General features: G+C 63.4%; 11 protein-coding genes. 6 read left to right on the top strand and 5 right to left on the bottom strand.

Annotated features, from left to right (window positions below):
• Position 1 precedes the first annotated feature (1 nt).
• Both prrA and F6B93_RS18735 read right to left on the bottom strand, forming a co-directional pair.
• Positions 2–700 (bottom strand): two-component system response regulator PrrA, encoded by a 699-nt coding sequence (gene prrA / locus F6B93_RS18740; RefSeq protein WP_211696426.1) that lies wholly within the window; start codon positions 698–700, stop codon positions 2–4.
• Between the two features lie 94 nt (positions 701–794).
• Positions 795–1,238 carry a MarR family winged helix-turn-helix transcriptional regulator gene (locus F6B93_RS18735; protein WP_211696425.1) on the bottom strand — a complete coding sequence of 148 codons (444 nt, stop codon included), beginning with the start codon at positions 1,236–1,238 and terminating at the stop codon, positions 795–797.
• Positions 1,239–1,523: 285 nt separating this feature from the next.
• Here F6B93_RS18735 and F6B93_RS18730 point away from each other — a divergent pair, with 285 nt between their 5' ends.
• On the top strand, positions 1,524–2,162 hold the full coding sequence (locus tag F6B93_RS18730; protein WP_211696424.1) for a hypothetical protein: 639 nt from the start codon (positions 1,524–1,526) through the stop codon (positions 2,160–2,162).
• Between the two features lie 92 nt (positions 2,163–2,254).
• Here the strand turns inward: F6B93_RS18730 and F6B93_RS18725 are convergent, their stop codons facing one another.
• From F6B93_RS18725 to F6B93_RS18715, 3 genes are all read right to left on the bottom strand, one after another.
• Positions 2,255–3,925 (bottom strand): FAD-binding dehydrogenase, encoded by a 1,671-nt coding sequence (locus F6B93_RS18725; protein WP_211696423.1) that lies wholly within the window; start codon positions 3,923–3,925, stop codon positions 2,255–2,257.
• A 158-nt stretch (positions 3,926–4,083) separates the two neighbouring features.
• On the bottom strand, positions 4,084–4,944 hold the full coding sequence (locus F6B93_RS18720; protein ID WP_211696422.1) for a DUF559 domain-containing protein: 861 nt from the start codon (positions 4,942–4,944) through the stop codon (positions 4,084–4,086).
• Between the two features lie 82 nt (positions 4,945–5,026).
• On the bottom strand, positions 5,027–6,535 hold the full coding sequence (locus tag F6B93_RS18715) for an acetyl-coenzyme A carboxylase carboxyl transferase subunits beta/alpha (protein WP_211696421.1): 1,509 nt from the start codon (positions 6,533–6,535) through the stop codon (positions 5,027–5,029).
• 26 nt (positions 6,536–6,561) lie between these two features.
• Here F6B93_RS18715 and F6B93_RS18710 point away from each other — a divergent pair, with 26 nt between their 5' ends.
• The 5 genes from F6B93_RS18710 to F6B93_RS18690 all read left to right on the top strand — a co-directional run bounded on the left by F6B93_RS18710 (position 6,562) and on the right by F6B93_RS18690 (position 21,815).
• A complete protein-coding gene (locus F6B93_RS18710) occupies positions 6,562–7,293 on the top strand; it encodes an enoyl-CoA hydratase (RefSeq protein WP_211696420.1) in 732 nt (243 codons plus the stop codon).
• 5 nt (positions 7,294–7,298) lie between these two features.
• A complete protein-coding gene (locus tag F6B93_RS18705; RefSeq protein WP_211696419.1) occupies positions 7,299–8,417 on the top strand; it encodes an MBL fold metallo-hydrolase in 1,119 nt (372 codons plus the stop codon).
• 123 nt (positions 8,418–8,540) lie between these two features.
• Positions 8,541–10,136 carry a serine hydrolase gene (locus F6B93_RS18700; protein WP_211696418.1) on the top strand — a complete coding sequence of 532 codons (1,596 nt, stop codon included), beginning with the start codon at positions 8,541–8,543 and terminating at the stop codon, positions 10,134–10,136.
• Positions 10,133–12,541, top strand: coding sequence for a cation-translocating P-type ATPase (locus F6B93_RS18695; RefSeq protein ID WP_211696417.1), 2,409 nt, complete (start codon positions 10,133–10,135; stop codon positions 12,539–12,541). The genes F6B93_RS18700 and F6B93_RS18695 overlap by 4 nt, the downstream gene beginning before the upstream one ends.
• A gap of 271 nt (positions 12,542–12,812) precedes the next feature.
• Complete coding sequence (locus tag F6B93_RS18690) at positions 12,813–21,815, top strand: PPE domain-containing protein (protein ID WP_211696416.1); 9,003 nt, start codon at positions 12,813–12,815, stop codon at positions 21,813–21,815.
• Positions 21,816–21,834 lie beyond the last annotated feature (19 nt).

Below are 21,834 nucleotides of genomic sequence, written 5' to 3'. Positions count from 1 at the left end.
CCTACTGCATCCTGAGCACGAACCCGACTCCCCGGACGGTGTGCAGGAGCCGAGGTCCGCCGTTGGCCTCCAGCTTGCGCCGCAGGTATCCGATGAATACGTCGACGACGTTGGTGTCGGCGGCGAAGTCGTAGCCCCACACCAGCTCGAGCAGCTGCGCCCGGGAGAGCACCGCCGTCTTGTGTTCGGCCAGCACGGCGAGCAGGTCGAATTCGCGCTTGGTCAGGTCGACGTCGACACCGTTGACCCGGGCGCGGCGACCGGGGATATCCACCTCCAGCGGGCCCACCGTGATGGTTTCCGAGGACGACGTCGCTGTGGAGCCCTTGCGGCGCAGCAGCGCCTTGACCCGGGCGACCAGCTCGGCCAGGACGAACGGTTTGACGAGGTAGTCGTCGGCGCCTGCCTCCAGACCCGCCACCCGGTCGTCGACGGAGCTGCGCGCGCTGAGTACGCACACGGGGACGTCGTTGTCCATGGCGCGTAGTGCCGTGACGACGCTGACGCCGTCGAGGACGGGCATGTTGATGTCGAGCACGATCGCGTCGGGCCTGGTCTCGGTGGCGCTGCGCAAGGCCTCGGCGCCGTCGACGGCGGTGGCTACATCGAATCCGGACAGCCGCAGGCCCCGTTCCAGCGAGGCGAGAACGTCGGAGTCGTCGTCGACGACCAAGACCCGAGGCGAGGTCAGAGTGTCCATGCGCTCATTTTGCCTGATCGGCGTCTACGACCGTCGGAAGGTAACCCGCCGGGTCGCGTCGTTGTGACTTCGTAGCCATGGGGTGGTCGACCGGCTATGTGGCTGGGTCGGCGTCGTCGGTTGCGGGGTTGCCCGCCGCGACGAGAAGTCGTTTGAGCTGATGCTGGTCGGCTTGGGTCAGGTGGGCCAGGACCTGCCGATCGGCCTTGTAGGCGGCCGCGGTCGCGCGCTTGAGCAACGCTTTGCCCCGTTTGGTGAGCTGGGCTGGCATCCGCTGGTTCGATGTCGTGGTAGTGCGGGTTACTGCGCCAAGGTCTTGCAACGAACGCAGCAGCCGGTTCATGGCCTGCGCCGAGACGGGGGTGTCACGTGCGAGTTCGGCGCTGGTTAGCCCCGGGTTCTCCGAGAGCATCCGCATGCAGGCAACCTGGGGCAAGCTCAATCCGAGCGGCTGCAGCTCGGCGGTGACTTCGGGTCTGAGTCGCGACGCGACGCGGTACAGCAGGAAGCCCAGAGGCTTGTCGTCGGATTCAGTCATGCCTCACATGCTGTCACGTCGTGGCTGGCCAGCGAGACGGTAAGCGACGAAGAACCCCGTTGCCGCCGCGACCGGTAGCTACCGGAATCAGCGACACGCCTACCCGTCGGTACCCCCCGATGCGGCTTGTAGCGGTAATCGCCTTTCCGCCAACGGATATGGTGTAGGGATCTGTGTTTATATCAACTCTGTTGACATGGCCAGCGGGCTGCGGTATCAACGATGTTGATACTCATTTCGGCGGCTGGTGATCGCCGGTCGTCATGACTGCAAAGGAGTGCAGACATGTTTGGTGGCGGATTCTTTGGTGGGCCGGGGTGGGGTGGACCCGGTTTCGGTGGCCCGCCCGGCGCCGGACCTGACTTCGGCGGCCCCGGGTTCGGTGGACCTGGGTTTGGTGGGCCTGGCGGCTGGGGTCCGGGTTTCGGCGGTCCAGGCTTCCCGCCCGGCTTCGGTCCTGGCTCAGGCATGCCACCGCTCAAGCGGGCAGCGGTCGGAGCGGCCGCGATGCTGCTCGACGGACCGGCTGATGCCACCCAGATCGTTCAGCGCGTGTCCGACAAGACCGACGGCGCCCTAACGCCTCCACAGGAGATGGCAGAACTGGCGATTGGGGTGCTTGCCGGTCGCGGCGTTGTCACGGTTGACGACGGTGTGGCAACACTGACCGAACTCGGCGAGAACTTGTTGGCCTGGCGCGGCATTAGCAGCGAGACGGCTCGCGCGTTTCTGGCTCGCGCCGCCCAGTTCGGTGATGGCTTCAAGATCCGTAAAGAGCTGTTCCAGGTTGCCGGACTGGCCCGAACGATCGTGTGGAATGGCACCGACGAGCAAAAGCAAAAACTCGCCGACGCGAGTGCCAAGGTCCTCGAAGCGGTCACCGCAGCCCAAAAATCGCTGCACGCCGCCCTGGCCGAAAGCTAGGTGAACGGCTCGCCAGCGCGGGGGCGTGCGAGTGGCGTCCCCGCGCTGGCGATGCGCGGCGCTGGACCCGACCGTCGCAGGTTGCCGGTTCGCTAGACGGCGTCGGCGGCGGCGCGACCGGCGGCGCGTCCCGAGAAGATGCAACCGCCGAGGAATGTGCCTTCCAGCGCGTTGTAACCGTGTACTCCGCCGCCGCCGAACCCTGCGACTTCTCCGGCTGCGTACAGGCCGCCGATGGGTTGGCCATCGGCGCCCAGGGCGCGCGAGTCAAGGTCGGTTTGGATGCCGCCCAACGTCTTCCGGGTCAGGATGTGGAGTCGAACACCGATCAAGGGCCCTGCATCGGGATCGAGAATGCGGTGCGGAGCGGCGACCCGACCGAGCCGATCGCTGAGCGAGGCCCGCGCGTTGCGGATGCCCTGCACCTGCACGTCCTTGCAGAATGGATTGTCCACCTGCAGATCCCGTGATTCGATCTGGGCGCGAATCGCGGCCGGGTCCAAGAGAGCCTCATCGGTGAGGCCGTTCATCAGCCCAACGAGTTCTTCAAGGTTGTCCGCGACCACAAAGTCGACGCCGCGCGTCTTGAACGCCTCGACAGGCGCCGGGGCGTTCCTGTTCAAGAACCGTTCCTGCACCAGGGCGAGCAAGCTCTTCGACGTGATGTCAGGGTTTTGCTCGGAACCGGAGAGCGCAAATTCTTTCTCGATGATCTTCTGAGTCAGGATGAACCAGGAGTGGTCATACTTCGCGATGTCGGCGGTGGTCCGCAGGTAGCGCAGCGTCCCCAGAGTGTCGTAGCCGGGGAAGTACGGGGCCGGCAGCCGTCGGCCGAGGGCGTCGAACCACATGGAGGAGGGGCCGGGAATGATCCGGATAGCGTGTCCGGGCCAAATCGGGTCCCAGTTGATGACACCTTCGGTGTAGTGCCACATTCGGTCGCGGTTGACCAGTCGCAGGCCGCTGTCGGCGGCGATGTCGAGCATGCGGCCATCCACGTACTCGGGGACTCCGGTGATCATCGATGCCGGTGGGGTGCCCATCCGTTGCGGCCAGTAGCGCCGCACTATGTCGTGGTTGCCGCCGATGCCACCGGTGGTGATTATCACCGCCTGGGCGGACAGCTCGAAGTCCCCCACTTCGTCGCGGTTGGAGGGCGCGCCGCGCACGGCGTCGTCGGGTGCCAGCACTCGCCCCTTGACTCCGGTGGCCGTGCCGTTGGTGACAACCAGTTCGTCGACGCGGTGGCGGTGATAGAACGTCACCAGCTTGTTCTCGGCGCTCTTGAGGGCTGAGTTGGCGAACGGTTCCACGATCCCGGTGCCGGTGCCCCATGCGACGTGAAAACGCGGTACGGAGTTGCCGTGCCCGTCGGCGCGCAGATCCCCACGCTCTCCCCACCCGACTGTGGGCAGGAACTTGATGCCGTTTTCGGTCAGGTAGGCGCGTTTCCCTTCGGTGGCGAATTCCACGTAGGCGCGTGCCCATTTCGCCGACCACACGTCTTCATCATCAAGGCGGTCGAATGCCGCACTACCCGACCAATCGTTCCAGGCCAGTTCCAGGGAGTCCTTGATCCCCATGCGGCGCTGCTCGACGCTGTCGACCAGGAAGATGCCGCCGAACGACCAAAAGGCCTGACCACCGAGGTTGGCTTCGTTCTCTTGATCGATGACCGCGACTTTCTTGCCCCGGCGGGTCAGTTCGTGGGTGGCCACCAGCCCGGCCAGACCTGCACCGACCACGATCACATCGGCGTCCATGCAATAGCCTCCCTAACGTTTGGTGCGGGTCGGTCCTGCGCCCGTGACACCAACAGCTAACACCACCAACCGGAACCGGTGAACAAGCGCCTCGCCGGTCGTCGAGACTGTCGAGACTTAAGCCACGGCGACGTGCTGCGGCGCGTCGCGTACGTGGTTTATGTGTCGCGGTAGCCGCGACGGCGGAGGGCTGCACGAACCGAGCGGACGATGGCATCGGGCCGATCCTCGGCGATCACCCGCACGATGATCCAGCCGCACGACTCAAGCGCCCTCAGGCGGCGGACATCGCGTATGTACTGGTGTCGGTTGCTGCGGTGTTGGTCGCCGTCGTACTCGACGGCAACCTTGCACTGCTCCCAACCCATGTCCAGCACGGCCACAGTGCGGTAGCCCTCGACGACCGGTATCTGAGTTTCCGGCGTCGGTAGGCCCTCGTCGATCAGCAACAGCCGTAGCCACGTCTCCTTCGGCGATGCGGCGCCTGGATCGACAAGCGGGAGCGCTGTTCGCAGGCGGCGCAGGCCGCGGGTGCCCGGGTACCGCTTGGCCAGCAGCAATACATCCTCGACCGAAAACGGCCGAGCGCGCATCAAGGCGTCGAGCCGCGCCACCGCCTGGCCGGTAGGGAGTCGCCGTGCCAGGTCAAACGCGGTTCGCGCAGGTGTAGTCACCGGCAGCCGGGCAACGCGGGTGACTTCGTCGGCCTCGATCCGCTGATGTCGAGTGACCACGCCGTGCGGCGCATGAGGGTTGCGCCAGATCAACTCGACAGGCTCATCGTCGTCGATCCAATCCGAGCCATGCAATTGTGCTGCGGCAAGCCCCGCCAACACCCCGCGCCGGCCCGACCACAGCCAAGCCGCCGCCGAACGGGTCCGGAGCGTCGGCGCCGCGAAATCGGCCAGATAAACGTCGGGATAGATGGCCCGGAACCCGGTTCGCAGCTGATATCGACTCAAGTCCCCCTGCCGCAGCGCTTCGCTGCCGATAAAGGCCTGGCCATGGACAAGAGCCATGAATAAAAACTGCCATGACCGACCGACACGTTCGTCGAGATTTAAACGATGGTCATGTTGTGCGGGGTGGCGTGTGCCTGAGCTAAGTGTCGCGGGGCAGCCCGATGCCGCGGTAGCGCTGTAGGCGGGCGGCGGTGCGGTCGGCATCGGGCATTGCGCGCAGTGCGTGGACCTCCGCGGCGATGGCGCTCGCCAGTCGTTGGGAGAACTGGACTGGCTCGTCGGCCGCATCGGGACGCTCCGGCACGATGACGTCGACGATTCCGGATCCCAGTAGATCCGCCGATCGAATTCCTTGGGCCGCGGCAAGTTCAGCGGCATGAGTGGTGTCTCGAAAGACAATTGCACTGGCCCCTTCCGGGGGTAGCGGCGCAAGCCAACCGTGCAATGCGGCCAGCACGCGGTCGGCGGGCACCATGGCCAGCGCCGGTCCGCCGCTGCCCTGACCCAGCAGCACCGACACCGTCGGAGTGTCCAGGGTGACGAGTTCGGCGAGGCACTGCGCGATCTGGCCGGCCAGCCCGCCTTGCTCGGCGTCGGCCGACAACGCGGGACCGGAGGTGTCGATCACCAGGACGAGCGGCAGGCGGAGTTCGGCCGCCAAGGCCATGCCGCGCCTGGCCTCGCGCAGCAAGGCGGGTCCAACGATGCTGCTGCCTCCGCCGGTTGCCCGCTGCTGGCCGAGCACGACTACGGGTTGGCCGGCGAACCGGGCCAGCGCTAGCAAGGTGGTGGCTGCCCCAGGGAGTCCCCCTGCGCCCCCATTGCCGGACAACAGCACCAGGTCAGTCGCGCCGTGCCGTAAGAGATGCTCGACGCCGGGGCGATCCGGACGACGCGACGCGACGACCGACTCCCAGGCAGGCACATCGGGTACCGGTGGAGGTATGGGCGGGTGCGATGCCGGCAACGGTCCAGGAGCGTCGGTGAGCACCGTGAGCGCGCGATCGAGCGTTCGCCGCAGCCCGTCCAGCGCGACGACGCCGTCGATTACTCCGTGCTGCTGCAGATTCTCGGCGGTTTGGACTCCTGGCGGAAATTGTTCGCCGTAGAGCACCTCATACACCCGCGGCCCCAGAAAGCCGACCAAGGCGTGCGGCTCGGCGATCGTCACATGGCCCAGCGAACCCCACGACGCAAACACTCCGCCCGTGGTCGGATTGCGCAGGTAGACGAGGTAGGGCAGATGGGCTTGCCGATGCAGTCGCACGGCCGCGGTGATCTTCACCATCTGCAGGAACGCCACCGTGCCCTCCTGCATTCGGGTGCCCCCGGAACTCGGCGACGCCAACAGTGGCAGCCGCTCGGACGTTGCGCGCTGCACTGCGGCGGTGATCCGTTCGGCCGCCGCCACCCCGATCGAGCCGCCCAGGAAGGCGAAGTCGCAGACCACCACGGCCACCCGGCGTCCGAATACGAGTCCTTCGCCAGTCAAGACCGACTCGTCGCGGCCGGTTGCCGTTCGCGCCGCGGCGAGCTCCTGGGCATAGGACTCGCTTGTCGGCACCGCAACCGGCTGGGTGTCCCAGCTGAGGAAAGAGCCCGCGTCGAGCACTGCGTCTCGGAGCTGGTCGGTCGTGATATGGCGCACGCGTTGAGGCTATATAGGCTTGCTTCATGATCGGTATCACTCAGGTAGAAGCCGTGATGACCATTGAGCTGCAGCGCGCCGAGCGCCGCAATGCCCTGAATTCTCAGCTGGTCGATGAGCTACGGGAGGCCATCCAGGGCGCGGGCGACGGATCGGTCCGCGTGATTGTGTTGACCGGCCAGGGCACCGTTTTCTGCGCGGGGGCGGATCTGTCCGGGGACGCGTTCGCCGCTGACTATCCCGACCGGCTCATCGAGCTGCACCGAGTCATGGACGCGGCCCCGATGCCGGTGATCGGTGCGGTCAATGGCCCGGCCATTGGTGCCGGCCTGCAGCTGGCTATGCAGTGCGATCTGCGGGTCGTCGCACCGGAGGCGTTCTTTCAGTTCCCGACGTCGAAATACGGTCTTGCCCTGGATAACTGGAGCATCCGCCGGCTGTCGTCGCTGGTTGGACACGGAAGGGCCCGTGCGATGCTGCTGACCGCGGAGAAGCTCACCGCGGACCTGGCGCTGCACACCGGAATGGCCAACCGCCTGGGGACGCTGGCCGATGCGCAAGCCTGGGCAGCCGAGATTGCGGGCCTGGCACCGCTGGCGATACAGCACGCCAAGCGGGTGCTGAACGACGACGGGGCCATCGAAGAGGCGGGTCCCGTGCACAAGGAGCTCTTCGACAGAGCCTGGGGCAGCCAAGATGTCGTCGAGGCGCAGATCGCGCGGGTGGAGAAGCGGCCGCCAAAGTTTCAGGGGGCGTAGTCGTCATGATTCGCCGGTCGCTACGGCTGGCCGCCGGCACCGTTTCCCTGGCCGCCGGCGGGTGGGTGTTGCGCGCGATGCACGGCGCGCCGGCGGCGCTCGGTGCCGGTCCGGCGTCGATCAGGGCTGTGTCGGAGCAGTCGCCGAACTATCGTGACGGCGTCTTTGTCAATCTCGATCCCGCGTCGATGTTCAACCTCAGCCACGAAGAAATGCGTCTCATTGCATGGGAATTGATAGGCAACCGCGGCGGTAGCCGGCCAGCAGCCCCCATCCCATTGGCGTCGCCGAATATCTACCGGGGCGACGCCAGCCGGTTGGCCGTCAGCTGGTTCGGGCACTCGACGGCGCTGGTCGAAATCGACGGCTACCGGGTGCTCACCGATCCCGTGTGGAGCGACCGGTGCTCGCCATCGGACATCGTTGGTCCGCAGCGGCTGCATCCGCCCCCGGTGCATCTGGAAGCTCTGCCCGCCGTCGACGCGGTGGTCATCAGCCATGACCACTACGACCATCTCGACCTTGACACCGTTATCGCGTTAGCCCGCACTCAGCGAGCCCCGTTCTTCGTGCCGCTCGGGGTGGGTGCCCATCTGCGGGCGTGGGGCATACCTCTGCAACGCATTGTCGAACTCGACTGGAACCAGGGAGCGCAGGTCGGCGAGCTCACTGTGGTCTGCATGCCCGCACGGCACTTCTCGGGCCGGTTCTTCAGTCGCGACACCACGCTGTGGGCGTCGTGGGCGTTTATCGGTCCGAGTCATCGCGCCTACTTTGGCGGTGACACCGGATACACCAAGAGCTTTGCCCAGATCGGCGCAGATCACGGACCGTTCGACCTGACCTTGATGCCCATCGGTGCCTACAACACCGGATGGCCGGACATCCACATGAACCCGGAGGAAGCGGTCCGGGCACACTTGGATGTCACCGACTCGGGTTCGGGACTGCTGGTGCCGGTCCACTGGGGCACCTTCCGGCTGGCACCGCACCCATGGGCGGAGCCGGTGGAGCGGCTACTCGAGGCCGCTGACTCCGACCACGTGCAGGTCGCGGTGCCGCTGCCCGGCCAGCGTCTGGATCCGACCGGGCCAGTGAGATTCAACCCGTGGTGGCGGCTCTGATTCGCCGGGCAGGAACGCCCGTACTGCCCGGTTTTCTCGTACTCAGGCGATGGTGTGCACCAGGGCGGCGCGCGGCCGCAAAGTGCCCTCGTGCATGTGGGGTTCGGAAGCTAAAGTGCGGCCATGGGCAAACGCGCGGTGACGGCCGCAGTCGCGTTGGTGTTGGCGCTAGCCGGGTGCGGTCCCGCGCAGCAGGATTTCTCGTTTCCGGCATTCCCGGATACCCCTCCCAACGAGGTGTCGGGCCTCGAGATTCCTGCCAGTCAAATCGACGACGCCATCTCAAAAGTCGATGGCCTGGTGAGCGCGCTCATGAACGACACCGGCATCCCAGGAATGGCGGTGGCGATCGTTCGCGAAGGAAAGACTGTGTACGCCAAGGGCTTCGGAGTCCGGGATGCAGGAAAGGGCGACGGTTCGGACAACCAGGTTGACGCCGACACCGTATTCCAGTTGGCGTCGATGTCGAAATCGGTCGGTGCCACCGTGGTGGCGCATGAAGTCAGCACCGCCGCGGTCACCTGGGACATGCCCGTGGTGTCGAAGCTGCCATGGTTTGAGCTCAGCGACCCGTATGTCACTGGGCATGTGACCGTTGCCGACTTGTACTCGCATCGCTCCGGGCTACCCGACCATGCCGGTGACCTGTTGGAGGATTTGGGCTATGACCGCCAACAGGTGCTTGAGCGCCTGAAATACCTCCCGCTGGATCCTTTTCGAATCAGTTATGCGTACACCAACTTCGGAGTGACCGCGGCGGCCGAAGCCGTCGCGGCCGTGGCGGGCAAGTCCTGGGAGGACCTGTCAGCGGAGGTGCTCTACCAGCCCCTCGGAATGAGGTCCACAAGTTCACGGTTCGCCGATTTCCTGGCCCGGCCCAACCACGCGGTCAACCACGTCAAGGTCGGCGACACGTGGAAGTCCCGGTTCCAGCGGGATCCGGATGCACAGACACCCGCCGGAGGGGTGAGTTCGTCGGTCAGCGATATGGCGCGGTGGCTGACCATGGTGCTGGCCAACGGTGTGTACAAGGGCCGGCAGATTACGTCACCGGAAGCGCTCCTCCCCGCGTATACCCCGCAGATGATCTCGGGGCATGCCAGGTCCCCCGCGGCGCGGGCCAGTCTCTACGGCTACGGGTTCAACACGTCGGTGACCTCGTCCGGGCGCACCCAGTACGGCCATTCCGGTGCTTTCGCCATGGGAGCCGCGACGAACTTCGCGGTGCTGCCATCTGAGGACCTGGGCATCATCGTGCTGACCAACGCCGCGCCGATCGGTGTGGCCGAAGCGCTGACTGCCGAGTTCATCGACCTCGTGCAGTATGGGCAGTTCCGCGAGGACTGGACGGCCCTGTACAAGAAAAGGATGGCTCCGCTCACGGCTCCGGTCGGCTCGCTGGTGGGCAAGCAGCCTCCGGCAAACCCTGCTCCGGCCAGGCCGCTGAGCGACTACGTCGGCGTCTATGCCAATGACTATTGGGGTGCGGCTACCGTGACCGAACGCGACGGCCGACTGTGGTTGGCGCTGGGGCCGAAGAATCAGACATTCGGTTTGACCCACTGGGACGGGGATACCTTCTCATTTCAGATAACGGCCGAAAATGCGCCTCCCGGAACGATTTCTCAGGCTGTTTTCTCGGGTTCGACCGACTCTCCCGGCGCCACGCTGAAGTTGGAGTACTACAACTCCGACAAGCTCGGAACGTTCACCCGATGACCCTGCCCTCGGTGCGGGCCCCGGGGCTGACCGATGCCGAGGTGGCCCAGCGGGTCGCGGAGGGCAAGAGCAACGACGTTCCGGAGCGGTCCACCCGCAGCGTCGCGCAGATCATCCGGGCCAACGTGTTCACCCGGATCAATGCGATTCTGGGCGTGCTGCTGCTCATCGTGATGACCACGGGCTCGGTGATCAACGGGATGTTCGGGCTGCTCATTATCGCCAACAGCATCATCGGCATGGTCCAGGAGATTCGCGCCAAACAGACGCTGGACAAGCTCGCGATCGTCGGGCAGGCCAAACCGATGGTGCGCAGGCAATCCGGGTCAGTCACGTTGCCGCCCCATGAGGTCGTGCTCGACGACATCATCGAGCTTGGACCGGGGGATCAGGTGGTTGTCGACGGCGAGGTCGTCGAGGACGAAAACCTGGAGGTCGACGAATCCCTGCTGACGGGGGAGGCCGACCCCATCGCCAAGGACGTCGGCGATGAGGTGATGTCGGGGAGTTTCGTCGTCTCCGGTGCCGGCGCTTATCGCGCCACCAAAGTAGGCAGCGAAGCGTACGCCGCCAAACTGGCCGCTGACGCAAGCAAGTTCACCTTGGTGAAATCCGAATTGCGCAACGGAATCAACAAGATTCTGCGGTTTATCACCTATCTGCTGGTGCCGGCCGGCCTGCTGACCATCTACACCCAGTTGTTCACCACGCACGTGGGATGGCGGGAATCGGTGCTGCGGATGGTTGGGGCGTTGGTACCCATGGTCCCCGAAGGCCTGGTGCTGATGACGTCGATCGCGTTTGCGGTCGGCGTAGTCAGGCTCGGTCAGCGGCAATGCCTGGTGCAGGAGTTGCCAGCCATCGAGGGGTTGGCACGAGTGGACGTGGTGTGTGCTGACAAGACCGGCACGTTGACCGACGCGGGCATGCGGGTCTCTGACGTCGTGGAGGTTGGCGAGACCGGTCGCGGGGAGAGCCTCGCCGATGCACTGGCGTCCCTGGCTGCCGCTGATGCTCGGCCCAACGCCAGCATGCAGGCGCTGGCCGCGACTTTTCATGCCACACCGGGCTGGATCGCCACTGCGACGGCGCCTTTCAAGTCGGCGACCAAGTGGAGCGGGGTGTCCTATCGCGACCACGGCAACTGGGTCATCGGCGCGCCGGACGTGTTGCTCGATCCGGGTTCGGATGCCGCCAGACAGGCCGAGCGGATCGGCGCCCGGGGATTGCGGGTGCTGCTGCTCGGTGTCGGCAGCGTGCCGGTTGACCACCCCGAAGCGCCGGGACAGATCACTCCGGCGGCGCTTGTGGTGCTCGAGCAGAAGGTGCGACCCGATGCCCACGAGACCTTGAATTATTTCGCAGCACAAAATGTTTCGGTCAAGGTGATCTCCGGTGACAACGCGGTATCGGTGGGCGCGGTCGCCGAAAAGCTAGGGCTCGGTGGCGAGGCGATGGATGCGCGCGAGCTTCCCCGCGAACCAGAAAACCTGGCTGAAGCGCTGGACTCTTTCACTAGCTTTGGCCGGGTCCGGCCCGACCAGAAGCGCGCCATCGTGCATGCGCTGCAATCGCGCGGGCATACGGTGGCAATGACCGGCGACGGCGTCAACGACGTGCTGGCCCTCAAGGATGCCGACATCGGTGTGGCGATGGGCGCCGGCAGCCCTGCATCGCGGGCGGTTGCCCAAATCGTACTGTTGGACAACAGGTTTGCCACGTTGCCGCATGTGGTAGGCGAGGGCCGTCGGGTCATCGGCAACATCGAGCGAGTCGCGAATCTGTTTCTGACCAAAACGGTGTACTCGGTATTGTTGGCCCTGTTGGTGGGTATTGAGTGCTTGATTGCCGTACCGATAGGACGAGATCCCCTGTTGTACCCGTTCCAGCCGATCCACGTCACGATCGCGGCTTGGTTCACCATCGGCATTCCGGCTTTTGTCCTGTCTCTGGCGCCCAACACTGAGCGGGCGTATCCCGGTTTCGTGCGACGCGTTTTGACGTCTGCGGTGCCGTTCGGCCTCGTTGTTGGGACTGCGACCTTTGCGTCGTATCTGGTGGCCTACCAGGGTCGGCACGCTTCCTGGCAGGAACAGGATCAGGCATCGACTGCGGCGCTGATCACGCTGCTGGTCGCCGCGCTATGGGTGCTCGCGGTGGTCGCGCGCCCCTATCGGTGGTGGCGAGTGGCTCTGGTGCTCGCCTCCGGTCTGGCTTATGTGGTGATCTTCAGCCTTCCGGTGGCGCGGGAGAAGTTTCTCCTCGACACCTCCGATCTCACGACGACGTCGATCGCGCTCGGGATCGGCGTGGTGGCTGCAGCGACCATCGAGGCCGTGTGGTGGATCCGGGCTCGGGTGCTCGGCGTGCGACCGCGCGTGTGGTCGTCAGATCAATCTAGATAGTTCTCATAACAAAATAGCGGTTTAGTCGAAAGTGCATCGGCAATGAACATTGTGTTGTGTAAAGAAACTTTACATTGTCAGTAATTTAGCGACAACGATGACCAGTGGTCACTCTTTCTGATAAAGTCCTTCCACTACGGCCGCGAACACCTAATCGTCCGCGCAACCAGCCGCATTGGAGCGACGGGGCAATCCTGGAGATTGGCTGGTTGTCGTGTGTGGTGATCGGCGGCTCGCAGACGCAATAAGTCACCTGTGAGAGGGCACGGCGATGAGTTATGTGGTGTCGCCACCAGAAATTAATTCGGTCCGTATATTCGGTGGTCCCGGGGTAGGCCCGATGCTCGCCGCGGCCGCGGCGTGGGAAGCGGTGGCCACAGAATTGGGATCCTCGGCAGCCACGTTCTCCGCAGTGACTTCGGAGCTGGCGCACTCGTCCTGGCAGGGTGCCGCATCGGCCGCGATGGCTGCTGCGTCAGGCGCCTACGTCGGGTGGCTGACCTCCACCGGAGCGCAGGCGCAGCAGGTTTCCGGGCAGGCCAGGATCGCAGCGGCCGCATTTGAGGCGACCCTGGCCGCGACGGTTCATCCCGCTGCCGTCGTGGCCAATCGTTCGCAACTGGTGTCTCTGGTCAGGTCCAACCTCCTGGGCTTCAATGCCCCGGCGATCGCCGCCATCGAGGCGGAATACGAGCAGATGTGGGCCCAAGATGTGGCGGCCATGTTGGGCTACCACACGGGTGCATCGGCGGCGGTGTCAGCGTTGACGCCGTTTGTTTCCCTGGTGCAGAACCCCGGCGCGGCGGCTGCGTCGCTCATCACCTCTGCCCAGGAAGCCTTGAACGGCCCCGCGGGCCGTATGAGCATATTTAATGCGGGGTTGGCGAATGTGGGTGTGGGCAATGTTGGTTTTGGGAGTGCGGGGGACGGCAATGTGGGGTTCGGAAATAGTGGGCGGGTGAATTTCGGTTCCGGGAATCTGGGCGACTTTAACCTGGGGTCGGGGAATATTGGTGGCTACAACGTCGGGCCGGCGAACCTGGGATCCTACAATGTCGGTTTCGGTAACGCGGGTGACTACAACATCGGATTGGGCAACAGCGGACTGAACAATATCGGGTTTGGCAATACCGGCACTAACAACATCGGTATCGGGTTGACCGGGACCGGCGAGTTCGGGTTCGGGGGCTGGAACTCCGGCACCGGCAATGTGGGGTTGTTCAACTCCGGTACCGGCAATGTGGGGTTGTTTAACTCGGGCACTGGGAACTGGGGGGTGGGTAACTCCGGTGAGTTTGATACGGGGTTGTTCAATGCGGGCCGCTACAACACCGGGGTGTTCAATGCGGGGTTGTTGAACACCGGTGTGGGCAACACGGGCAGCTACAACACGGGCAGTTTCAACACGGGTGTGTCCAACACGGGTGGTTTCAACCCGGGCCACACCAACACGGGTTGGTTCAACAGCGGTGACTACAACACCGGTTGGGCCAATACCGGGGACTTCAACACCGGCGGGTTCAACCAGGGCAGCCTGAACAACGGCTTCTTCTGGCGCGGTGACGAGCAGGGCCAGGCAGGATTCGACTTCACGATAACCATCCCGGCCATCGGAGTGGGCCTGGCTGTGGACGTCCCCTTGGACATTCCGATCATCGGCACCGTCGGGACTATCACCACTGGCGCCCCTCCTGCGATTACTGTCCCGTCTTTCACGGTTCCGGCGTTGCACGTGAACACCCTCAGCGGGAATCTGCTGACTGGCACTATTGGGCCGATTGTCGTGGATCCGATCACGATCATGGGACCGTCCCTGGACTTGCGGCTGGGGGGCCCGAACGAGTCGTTGCAGTTGGCGATTTCAGGACCCGGTGTGGGTCCGGTGGTGATTCCGGTGTTGCAGGTGCCGGCGGGGCCGGGGTTGGGCAATTCCACGAGTGGGCCGTCGTCGGGGTTCTTCAATAGTGGGACTGGGAGTGCGTCGGGCTTTGGCAATGTGGGTGGGGGTTCGGGGTGGTGGAATCTCGCCGTGGGCGGTGTGGGGTATTCGGGTGTGGGGTATTCGGGTGTGGGCAATGTGGGGGCGTTGGGCTCGGGGGTGTTGAACCTCGGTGACAGCCTGTCGGGGTGGGCCAACACGATCGGCGACTTTGGGTCGGGTGTGGGCAATGTGGGCGATTCTCTGGCGGGGATGTTCTCCCAGGGGCCCGGCCAGGGGAGCTTGTTGAACGCCGGTTTTGCTAACCACGGTGGGCTGAATCTGGGCAATGCCAACCTTGGTGATCAGAACCTGGGTAGCGGCAATGTGGGCGTTGGCAATGTCGGTGGCGGCAACGTCGGTGACGGCAACGTCGGGGTCGCCAACATCGGTGATGGCAATGTCGGTGGCGGCAATGTGGGTGATGCCAATGTTGGTGGCGGCAACAGTGGTCATGGGAACCGGGGTTGGGGTAATACCGGCAGCTTCAACACCGGTTTCGGCAATATGGGGATCGGTAACTTCGGTTTCGCTAACCAGGGCAACAACAATATCGGTATCGGGCTGACCGGGGATAATCAGTTCGGGTTCGGTTCCTTCAACACCGGTGACGGCAATGTGGGTTTGTTTAACTCCGGGACCGGGAATATCGGGTTGTTCAACTCCGGGACCGGCAACTTCGGGATCGGCAACTCGGGGTCCTTTAACACCGGGTTCGGCAACGCCGGTAGTACGAACACGGGGTGGTTGAACTCGGGGTTGGTCAATACCGGGTGGGGCAACGCGGGCAGTTACAACACCGGTGGGGCCAACACCGGTGTGTATAACACTGGCTCGTTTAATCACGGTGCGGTGAACACGGGCTGGTTCAACACCGGCGACGCCAATACCGGGGTGGGCAACACCGGCGATGTCAACACCGGCGCGTTCATCTCCGGCGAGCAGAACAACGGGTTGTTCTGGCGCGGTGACAACCAGGGCCACATCGCCGCCGACTACACCCTGACCATCCCCCAAATCCCACTCACCATCGACGGCGGCGGCACCCTGCAAATCCCCATCGAAGGCAGAGTCACCGGCCTGAGCGTCGAGCCCTTCATCGTGCGCAGCATCCCGCTGGATCTCACGCTCAACCTGCTCGGGCTGCAATCTCAAGGGATCAGTGTCGACGTCACCGTTCCCGTCATCGACGAGGATATCTCCGTACCGATACCGCCGTTGCCGATTGTTATCGGCGTCGGTGTCGTTTCCGCCGTAAACGGCTTCGAATTTCCACGGATCACCATTAGTCCGATCACGTTGAACGATTTTGTGGTGGGTGACCCCGGCGGCACGACGCCGGTGAGTGCGACTGTTGCCGGTGGTCTGGGGCCGGTCACCATCCCGATCATCCATGTCTCGCCGGGTCCGGGTTTCGGCAATGTCGGTGGGGTGTCGTCGGGCTTCTTCAATACCGGTGGCGGTGCGTCTGGTTTCGGCAACATCGGCGACGCCGTCTCGGGCTTGGGCAACGTGGGTTCCCTGGCCTCGGGCTACCAGAACATCGGCAACGTGCTGTCGGGTTTTGCCAACCTGGGTAACTCCTTGTCGGGCCTGAGCAACACCAACATGGCCGGTGGTGTGACGTCGGGTGTGGGCAATGTCGGCGACGGTCTGTCGGGGTTGTTCTATGCCGGCTCGGACCGGATGAGCATTTTTAATGCGGGGTTGGCGAATCTGGGTGTGGGCAATGTCGGTTCGGGGAATTTCGGGAGCGGGAATTTCGGGTTCGGGAATAGTGGTGGTGCGAACTTCGGGTTCGGGAACCTGGGTAGCTTCAACCTGGGGTCGGGCAATATTGGTGAGTACAACTTCGGGCCGGGGAACCTGGGATCGTATAATGTCGGGTTCGGTAATGCGGGCGATTACAATGTCGGTCTCGGTAACACGGGTTTCAATAATATCGGGTTCGGCAATACCGGGACCAACAATATCGGTATCGGGCTCAGTGGGACCGGCGAGGTCGGGTTCGGGGGCTGGAACTCCGGCACCGGCAATGTGGGGTTGTTCAACTCCGGTACCGGCAACGTGGGGTTGTTTAACTCGGGCACTGGCAACTGGGGGGTGGGTAACTCCGGTGAGTTTGATACGGGGTTGTTCAATGCGGGCCGCTACAACACCGGGGTGTTCAATGCGGGGTTGTTGAACACCGGTGTGGGCAACACGGGCAGCTACAACACGGGCAGTTTCAACACCGGGGCGTCGAATACCGGGGACTTCAACCCGGGCCACGCCAACACGGGTTGGTTTAACAGCGGTGACTACAACACCGGTTGGGCCAATACCGGGGACTTCAACACCGGCGGGTTCAACCAGGGCAGCCTGAACAACGGCTTCTTCTGGCGCGGCGACGAGCAGGGCCAGGGTGGTTTCGACTTCACCTTGACCATCCCGGAAATCTCCCTGGGCCTGGTTGCGGATGTTCCCATCAACATCCCCATTACGGGCCAGCTCGGTCAGATCGTGTTGGGCTCCTTCACGATTCCGGCTTTGCCAGTGTTTGGCAATCTGACCGCCATTGTCGGGCCGATTGTGGTGGATCCGATCATCATCGATGGTCCATCGGTAAACATATTGGTTGGGGGTCAGAACGAGTCGTTGCAGTTGGGTATTTCGGGTCCGAGTCTGGGTCCGGTGGTGATTCCGGTGTTGCAGGTGCCGGCGGGGCCGGGGTTGGGCAATTCCACGAGTGGGCCGTCGTCGGGGTTCTTCAATAGTGGGACCGGGAGTGCGTCGGGCTTTGGCAATGTGGGTGGGGGTTCGGGGTGGTGGAATCTCGCCGTGGGCGGTGTGGGGTATTCGGGTGTGGGGTATTCGGGTGTGGGCAATGTGGGGGCGTTGGGCTCGGGGGTGTTGAACCTCGGTGACAGCCTGTCGGGGTGGGCCAACACGATCGGCGACTTTGGGTCGGGTGTGGGCAATGTGGGCGATTCTCCGGCGGGGATGTTCTCCCAGGGGCCCGGCCAGGGGAGCTTGTTGAACGCCGGTTTTGCTAACCACGGTGGGCTGAATCTGGGCAATGCCAACCTTGGTGATCAGAACCTGGGTAGCGGCAATGTGGGCGTTGGCAATGTCGGTGGCGGCAACGTCGGTGACGGCAACGTCGGGGTCGCCAACATCGGTGATGGCAATGTCGGTGGCGGCAATGTGGGTGATGCCAATGTTGGTGGCGGTAACAGTGGTCATGGGAACCGGGGTTGGGGTAATACCGGCAGCTTCAACACCGGTTTCGGCAATATGGGGATCGGTAACTTCGGTTTCGCTAACCAGGGCAACAACAATATCGGTATCGGGCTGACCGGGGATAATCAGTTCGGGTTCGGTTCCTTCAACACCGGTGACGGCAATGTGGGTTTGTTTAACTCCGGGACCGGGAATATCGGGTTGTTCAACTCCGGGACCGGCAACTTCGGGATCGGCAACTCGGGGTCCTATAACACCGGGTTCGGCAACGCCGGCAGCACGAACACGGGGTGGTTGAACTCGGGGTTGGTCAATACCGGGTGGGGCAACGCGGGCAGTTACAACACCGGTGGGGCCAACACCGGTGTGTATAACACTGGCTCGTTTAATCACGGTGCGGTGAACACGGGCTGGTTCAACACCGGCGACGCCAATACCGGGGTGGGCAACACCGGCGATGTCAACACCGGCGCGTTCATCTCCGGCGAGCAGAACAACGGGTTGTTCTGGCGCGGTGACAACCAGGGCCACATCGCCGCCGACTACACTCTGACCATCCCCGAGATCCCACTGGACGTCAACGCCAGCGGCTTTCTGCACCTGCCCATTAGCGGCGAGATCAGCAGTATGACCATTAATCGCTTCTGGGTGCACGGAGGAAACGGCCTTGGAATACCAGTTCTGGGCCATTTCACCCTGCTCGGGTCAACCGGTGCCAGGGATCTCAGCTTCGACATCCCGGGTACTGACCTGGATTTTAGCTTCACCGTACCGCAGCTGCCGATTTCAATCGGCGTAGATATCAACGCTCAGATAGGCGCAATCCAGGCCCCGCCGATCACCATTAGCCTGATCACGTTGGACGATTTTGTGGTGGGTGACCCCGGCGGCACGACGCCGGTGAGTGCGACTGTTGCCGGTGGTCTGGGGCCGGTCACCATCCCGATCATCCATGTCTCGCCGGGTCCGGGTTTCGGCAATGTCGGTGGGGTGTCGTCGGGCTTCTTCAATACCGGTGGCGGTGCGTCTGGTTTCGGCAACATCGGCGACGCCGTCTCGGGCTTGGGCAACGTGGGTTCCCTGGCCTCGGGCTACCAGAACATCGGCAACGTGCTGTCGGGTTTTGCCAACCTGGGTAACTCCTTGTCGGGCCTGAGCAACACCAACATGGCCGGTGGTGTGACGTCGGGTGTGGGCAATGTCGGCGACGGTCTGTCGGGGTTGTTCTACGCCGGCTCGGACCGGATGAGCATTTTTAATGCGGGGTTGGCGAATCTGGGTGTGGGCAATGTCGGTTCGGGGAATTTCGGGAGCGGGAATTTCGGGTTCGGGAATAGTGGTGGTGCGAACTTCGGGTTCGGGAACCTGGGTAGCTTCAACCTGGGGTCGGGCAATATTGGTGAGTACAACTTCGGGCCGGGGAACCTGGGATCGTATAATGTCGGGTTCGGTAATGCGGGCGATTACAATGTCGGTCTCGGTAACACGGGTTTCAATAATATCGGGTTCGGCAATACCGGGACCAACAATATCGGTATCGGGCTCAGTGGGACCGGCGAGGTCGGGTTCGGGGGCTGGAACTCCGGCACCGGCAATGTGGGGTTGTTCAACTCCGGTACCGGCAATGTGGGGTTGTTTAACTCGGGCACTGGGAACTGGGGGGTGGGTAACTCCGGTGAGTTTGATACGGGGTTGTTCAATGCGGGCCGCTACAACACCGGGGTGTTCAATGCGGGGTTGTTGAACACCGGTGTGGGCAACACGGGCAGCTACAACACGGGCAGTTTCAACACCGGGGCGTCGAATACCGGGGACTTCAACCCGGGCCACACCAACACGGGTTGGTTCAACAGCGGTGACTACAACACCGGTTGGGCCAATACCGGGGACTTCAACACCGGCGGGTTCAACCAGGGCAGCCTGAACAACGGCTTCTTCTGGCGCGGCGACGGCCAAGGCCAGGCAGGATTCGACTTCACGATAACCATCCCAGAAATCTCCCTCGGCCTGGCGGTGGACATCCCCCTCCCCGACATCCCGATAGCAGGCCATCTCGGTGACATCGTCATCGGCTCTTTCGCGATTCCGCCAATAGCCCTGACCGGGACCCCTGGTGGCGGGAACAGCCTCACCGGGTTTGTTGGGCCGATTGTGGTCGATGAGATCAGGATTACCGGTCCGTCGCTGAATCTGCTGGTGGGCGGTTCGAGTCAGCCGTTGCAGTTGGCGGTTTCGGGACCCGGTGTGGGTCCGGTGGTGATTCCGGTGTTGCAGGTGCCGGCGGGGCCGGGGTTGGGGAATTCCACGAGTGGGCCGTCGTCGGGGTTCTTCAATAGTGGGACCGGTAGTGCGTCGGGCTTTGGCAATGTGGGTGGGGGTTCGGGGTGGTGGAATCTCGCCGTGGGCGGTGTGGGGTATTCGGGTGTGGGCAATGTGGGGGCGTTGGGCTCGGGGGTGTTGAACCTCGGTGACAGCCTGTCGGGGTGGGCCAACACGATCGGCGACTTTGGGTCGGGTGTGGGCAATGTGGGCGATTCTCTGGCGGGGGTGTTCTCCCAGGGGCCCGGCCAGGGGAGCTTGTTGAACGCCGGTTTTGCTAACCACGGTGGGCTGAATCTGGGCAATGCCAACCTTGGTGATCAGAACCTGGGTAGCGGCAATGTGGGCGTTGGCAATGTCGGTGGCGGCAACGTCGGTGACGGCAACGTCGGGGTCGCCAACATCGGTGATGGCAATGTCGGTGGCGGCAATGTGGGTGATGCCAATGTTGGTGGCGGTAACAGTGGTCATGGGAACCGGGGTTGGGGTAATACCGGCAGCTTCAACACCGGTTTCGGCAATATGGGGATCGGTAACTTCGGTTTCGCTAACCAGGGCAACAACAATATCGGTATCGGGCTGACCGGGGATAATCAGTTCGGGTTCGGTTCCTTCAACACCGGTGACGGCAATGTGGGTTTGTTTAACTCCGGGACCGGGAATATCGGGTTGTTCAACTCCGGGACCGGCAACTTCGGGATCGGCAACTCGGGGTCCTATAACACCGGGTTCGGCAACGCCGGCAGCACGAACACGGGGTGGTTGAACTCGGGGTTGGTCAATACCGGGTGGGGCAACGCGGGCAGTTACAACACCGGTGGGGCCAACACCGGTGTGTATAACACTGGCTCGTTTAATCACGGTGCGGTGAACACGGGCTGGTTCAACACCGGCGACGCCAACACCGGGGTGGGCAACACCGGCGATGTCAACACCGGCGCGTTCATCTCCGGCGAGCAGAACAACGGGTTGTTCTGGCGCGGTGACAACCAGGGCCACATCGCCGCCGACTACACCCTGACCATCCCCGAGATCCCGCTTACCCTGACCGGTGGCGGGGTTCTGAAACTCCCCATCACCGGTGACATCACCGGCCTGACCATCAACCCCTTCGCACTGCGCGGGCCCGCCGGCGGCGACATCCCATTGAACCTCCTGCTCACTGTTGACGGGCAGTCCGGTGGAGTAGATATCGACATCACTATCCCCATCCCGGACCCACCTGATCCATTCCCGCCAACTCCGGACATAGACTTCACACTGCCTATCAGCGGTCTACCGGTTGACATAACAGCACCCATCAACTCCACGATTACCCCCATCGCGGTCGTCAACGAAGAAATCAATATCGGCCAAATCCCCATCGCTCTCACGCTGGGTGGCGACACCACAATGCTGAGCGCCGCCATCGGCGCCGGTCTGGGCCCCATCAACGTTCCGTTCATCAACGTCTTGCCGGCCCCGGGCTTCGGGAATTCCGCTGGTCTGTCGTCGGGCTTCATCAACACCGGCGATGGCGTGTCGGGATTCGGCAACATCGGCGATGTCATTTCGGGCCTGGGCAACGTGGGTTCTTTGGTGTCGGGTTATGTGAACTACGGCAACCTGCTCTCGGGTCTGACCAACCTCGGCAATACCGTGTCGGGCATCAGCAACACCAACGCTCTGGGCCTAGCGACGCAGGGCTTTGTCTCAGGTATCGGGAATATCGGCAGCCAACTCTCTGGCTTGTTCCTCATCGGCAGCGTGCCGTGACGGCTCGTTGTTGACGAGT

This window comes from Mycobacterium spongiae (genome assembly GCF_018278905.1).
GTDB lineage: Bacteria > Actinomycetota > Actinomycetes > Mycobacteriales > Mycobacteriaceae > Mycobacterium > Mycobacterium spongiae.
The sequence above is the reverse complement of the archived record's forward strand: the minus strand, read 5'-3'. Positions and strand labels throughout refer to the sequence as shown.

Excerpts from the sequence above, each read along its gene's own strand:
- prrA (WP_211696426.1), bottom strand. The coding sequence starts at position 700 with ATGGACACTCTGACCTCGCCTCGGGTCTTGGTCGTCGACGACGACTCC.
- F6B93_RS18735 (WP_211696425.1), bottom strand. The coding sequence starts at position 1,238 with ATGACTGAATCCGACGACAAGCCTCTGGGCTTCCTGCTGTACCGCGTC.
- F6B93_RS18730 (WP_211696424.1), top strand. The coding sequence starts at position 1,524 with ATGTTTGGTGGCGGATTCTTTGGTGGGCCGGGGTGGGGTGGACCCGGT.
- F6B93_RS18725 (WP_211696423.1), bottom strand. The coding sequence starts at position 3,925 with ATGGACGCCGATGTGATCGTGGTCGGTGCAGGTCTGGCCGGGCTGGTG.
- F6B93_RS18720 (WP_211696422.1), bottom strand. The coding sequence starts at position 4,944 with ATGGCTCTTGTCCATGGCCAGGCCTTTATCGGCAGCGAAGCGCTGCGG.
- F6B93_RS18710 (WP_211696420.1), top strand. The coding sequence starts at position 6,562 with ATGATCGGTATCACTCAGGTAGAAGCCGTGATGACCATTGAGCTGCAG.
- F6B93_RS18705 (WP_211696419.1), top strand. The coding sequence starts at position 7,299 with ATGATTCGCCGGTCGCTACGGCTGGCCGCCGGCACCGTTTCCCTGGCC.
- F6B93_RS18700 (WP_211696418.1), top strand. The coding sequence starts at position 8,541 with ATGGGCAAACGCGCGGTGACGGCCGCAGTCGCGTTGGTGTTGGCGCTA.
- F6B93_RS18695 (WP_211696417.1), top strand. The coding sequence starts at position 10,133 with ATGACCCTGCCCTCGGTGCGGGCCCCGGGGCTGACCGATGCCGAGGTG.
- F6B93_RS18690 (WP_211696416.1), top strand. The coding sequence starts at position 12,813 with ATGAGTTATGTGGTGTCGCCACCAGAAATTAATTCGGTCCGTATATTC.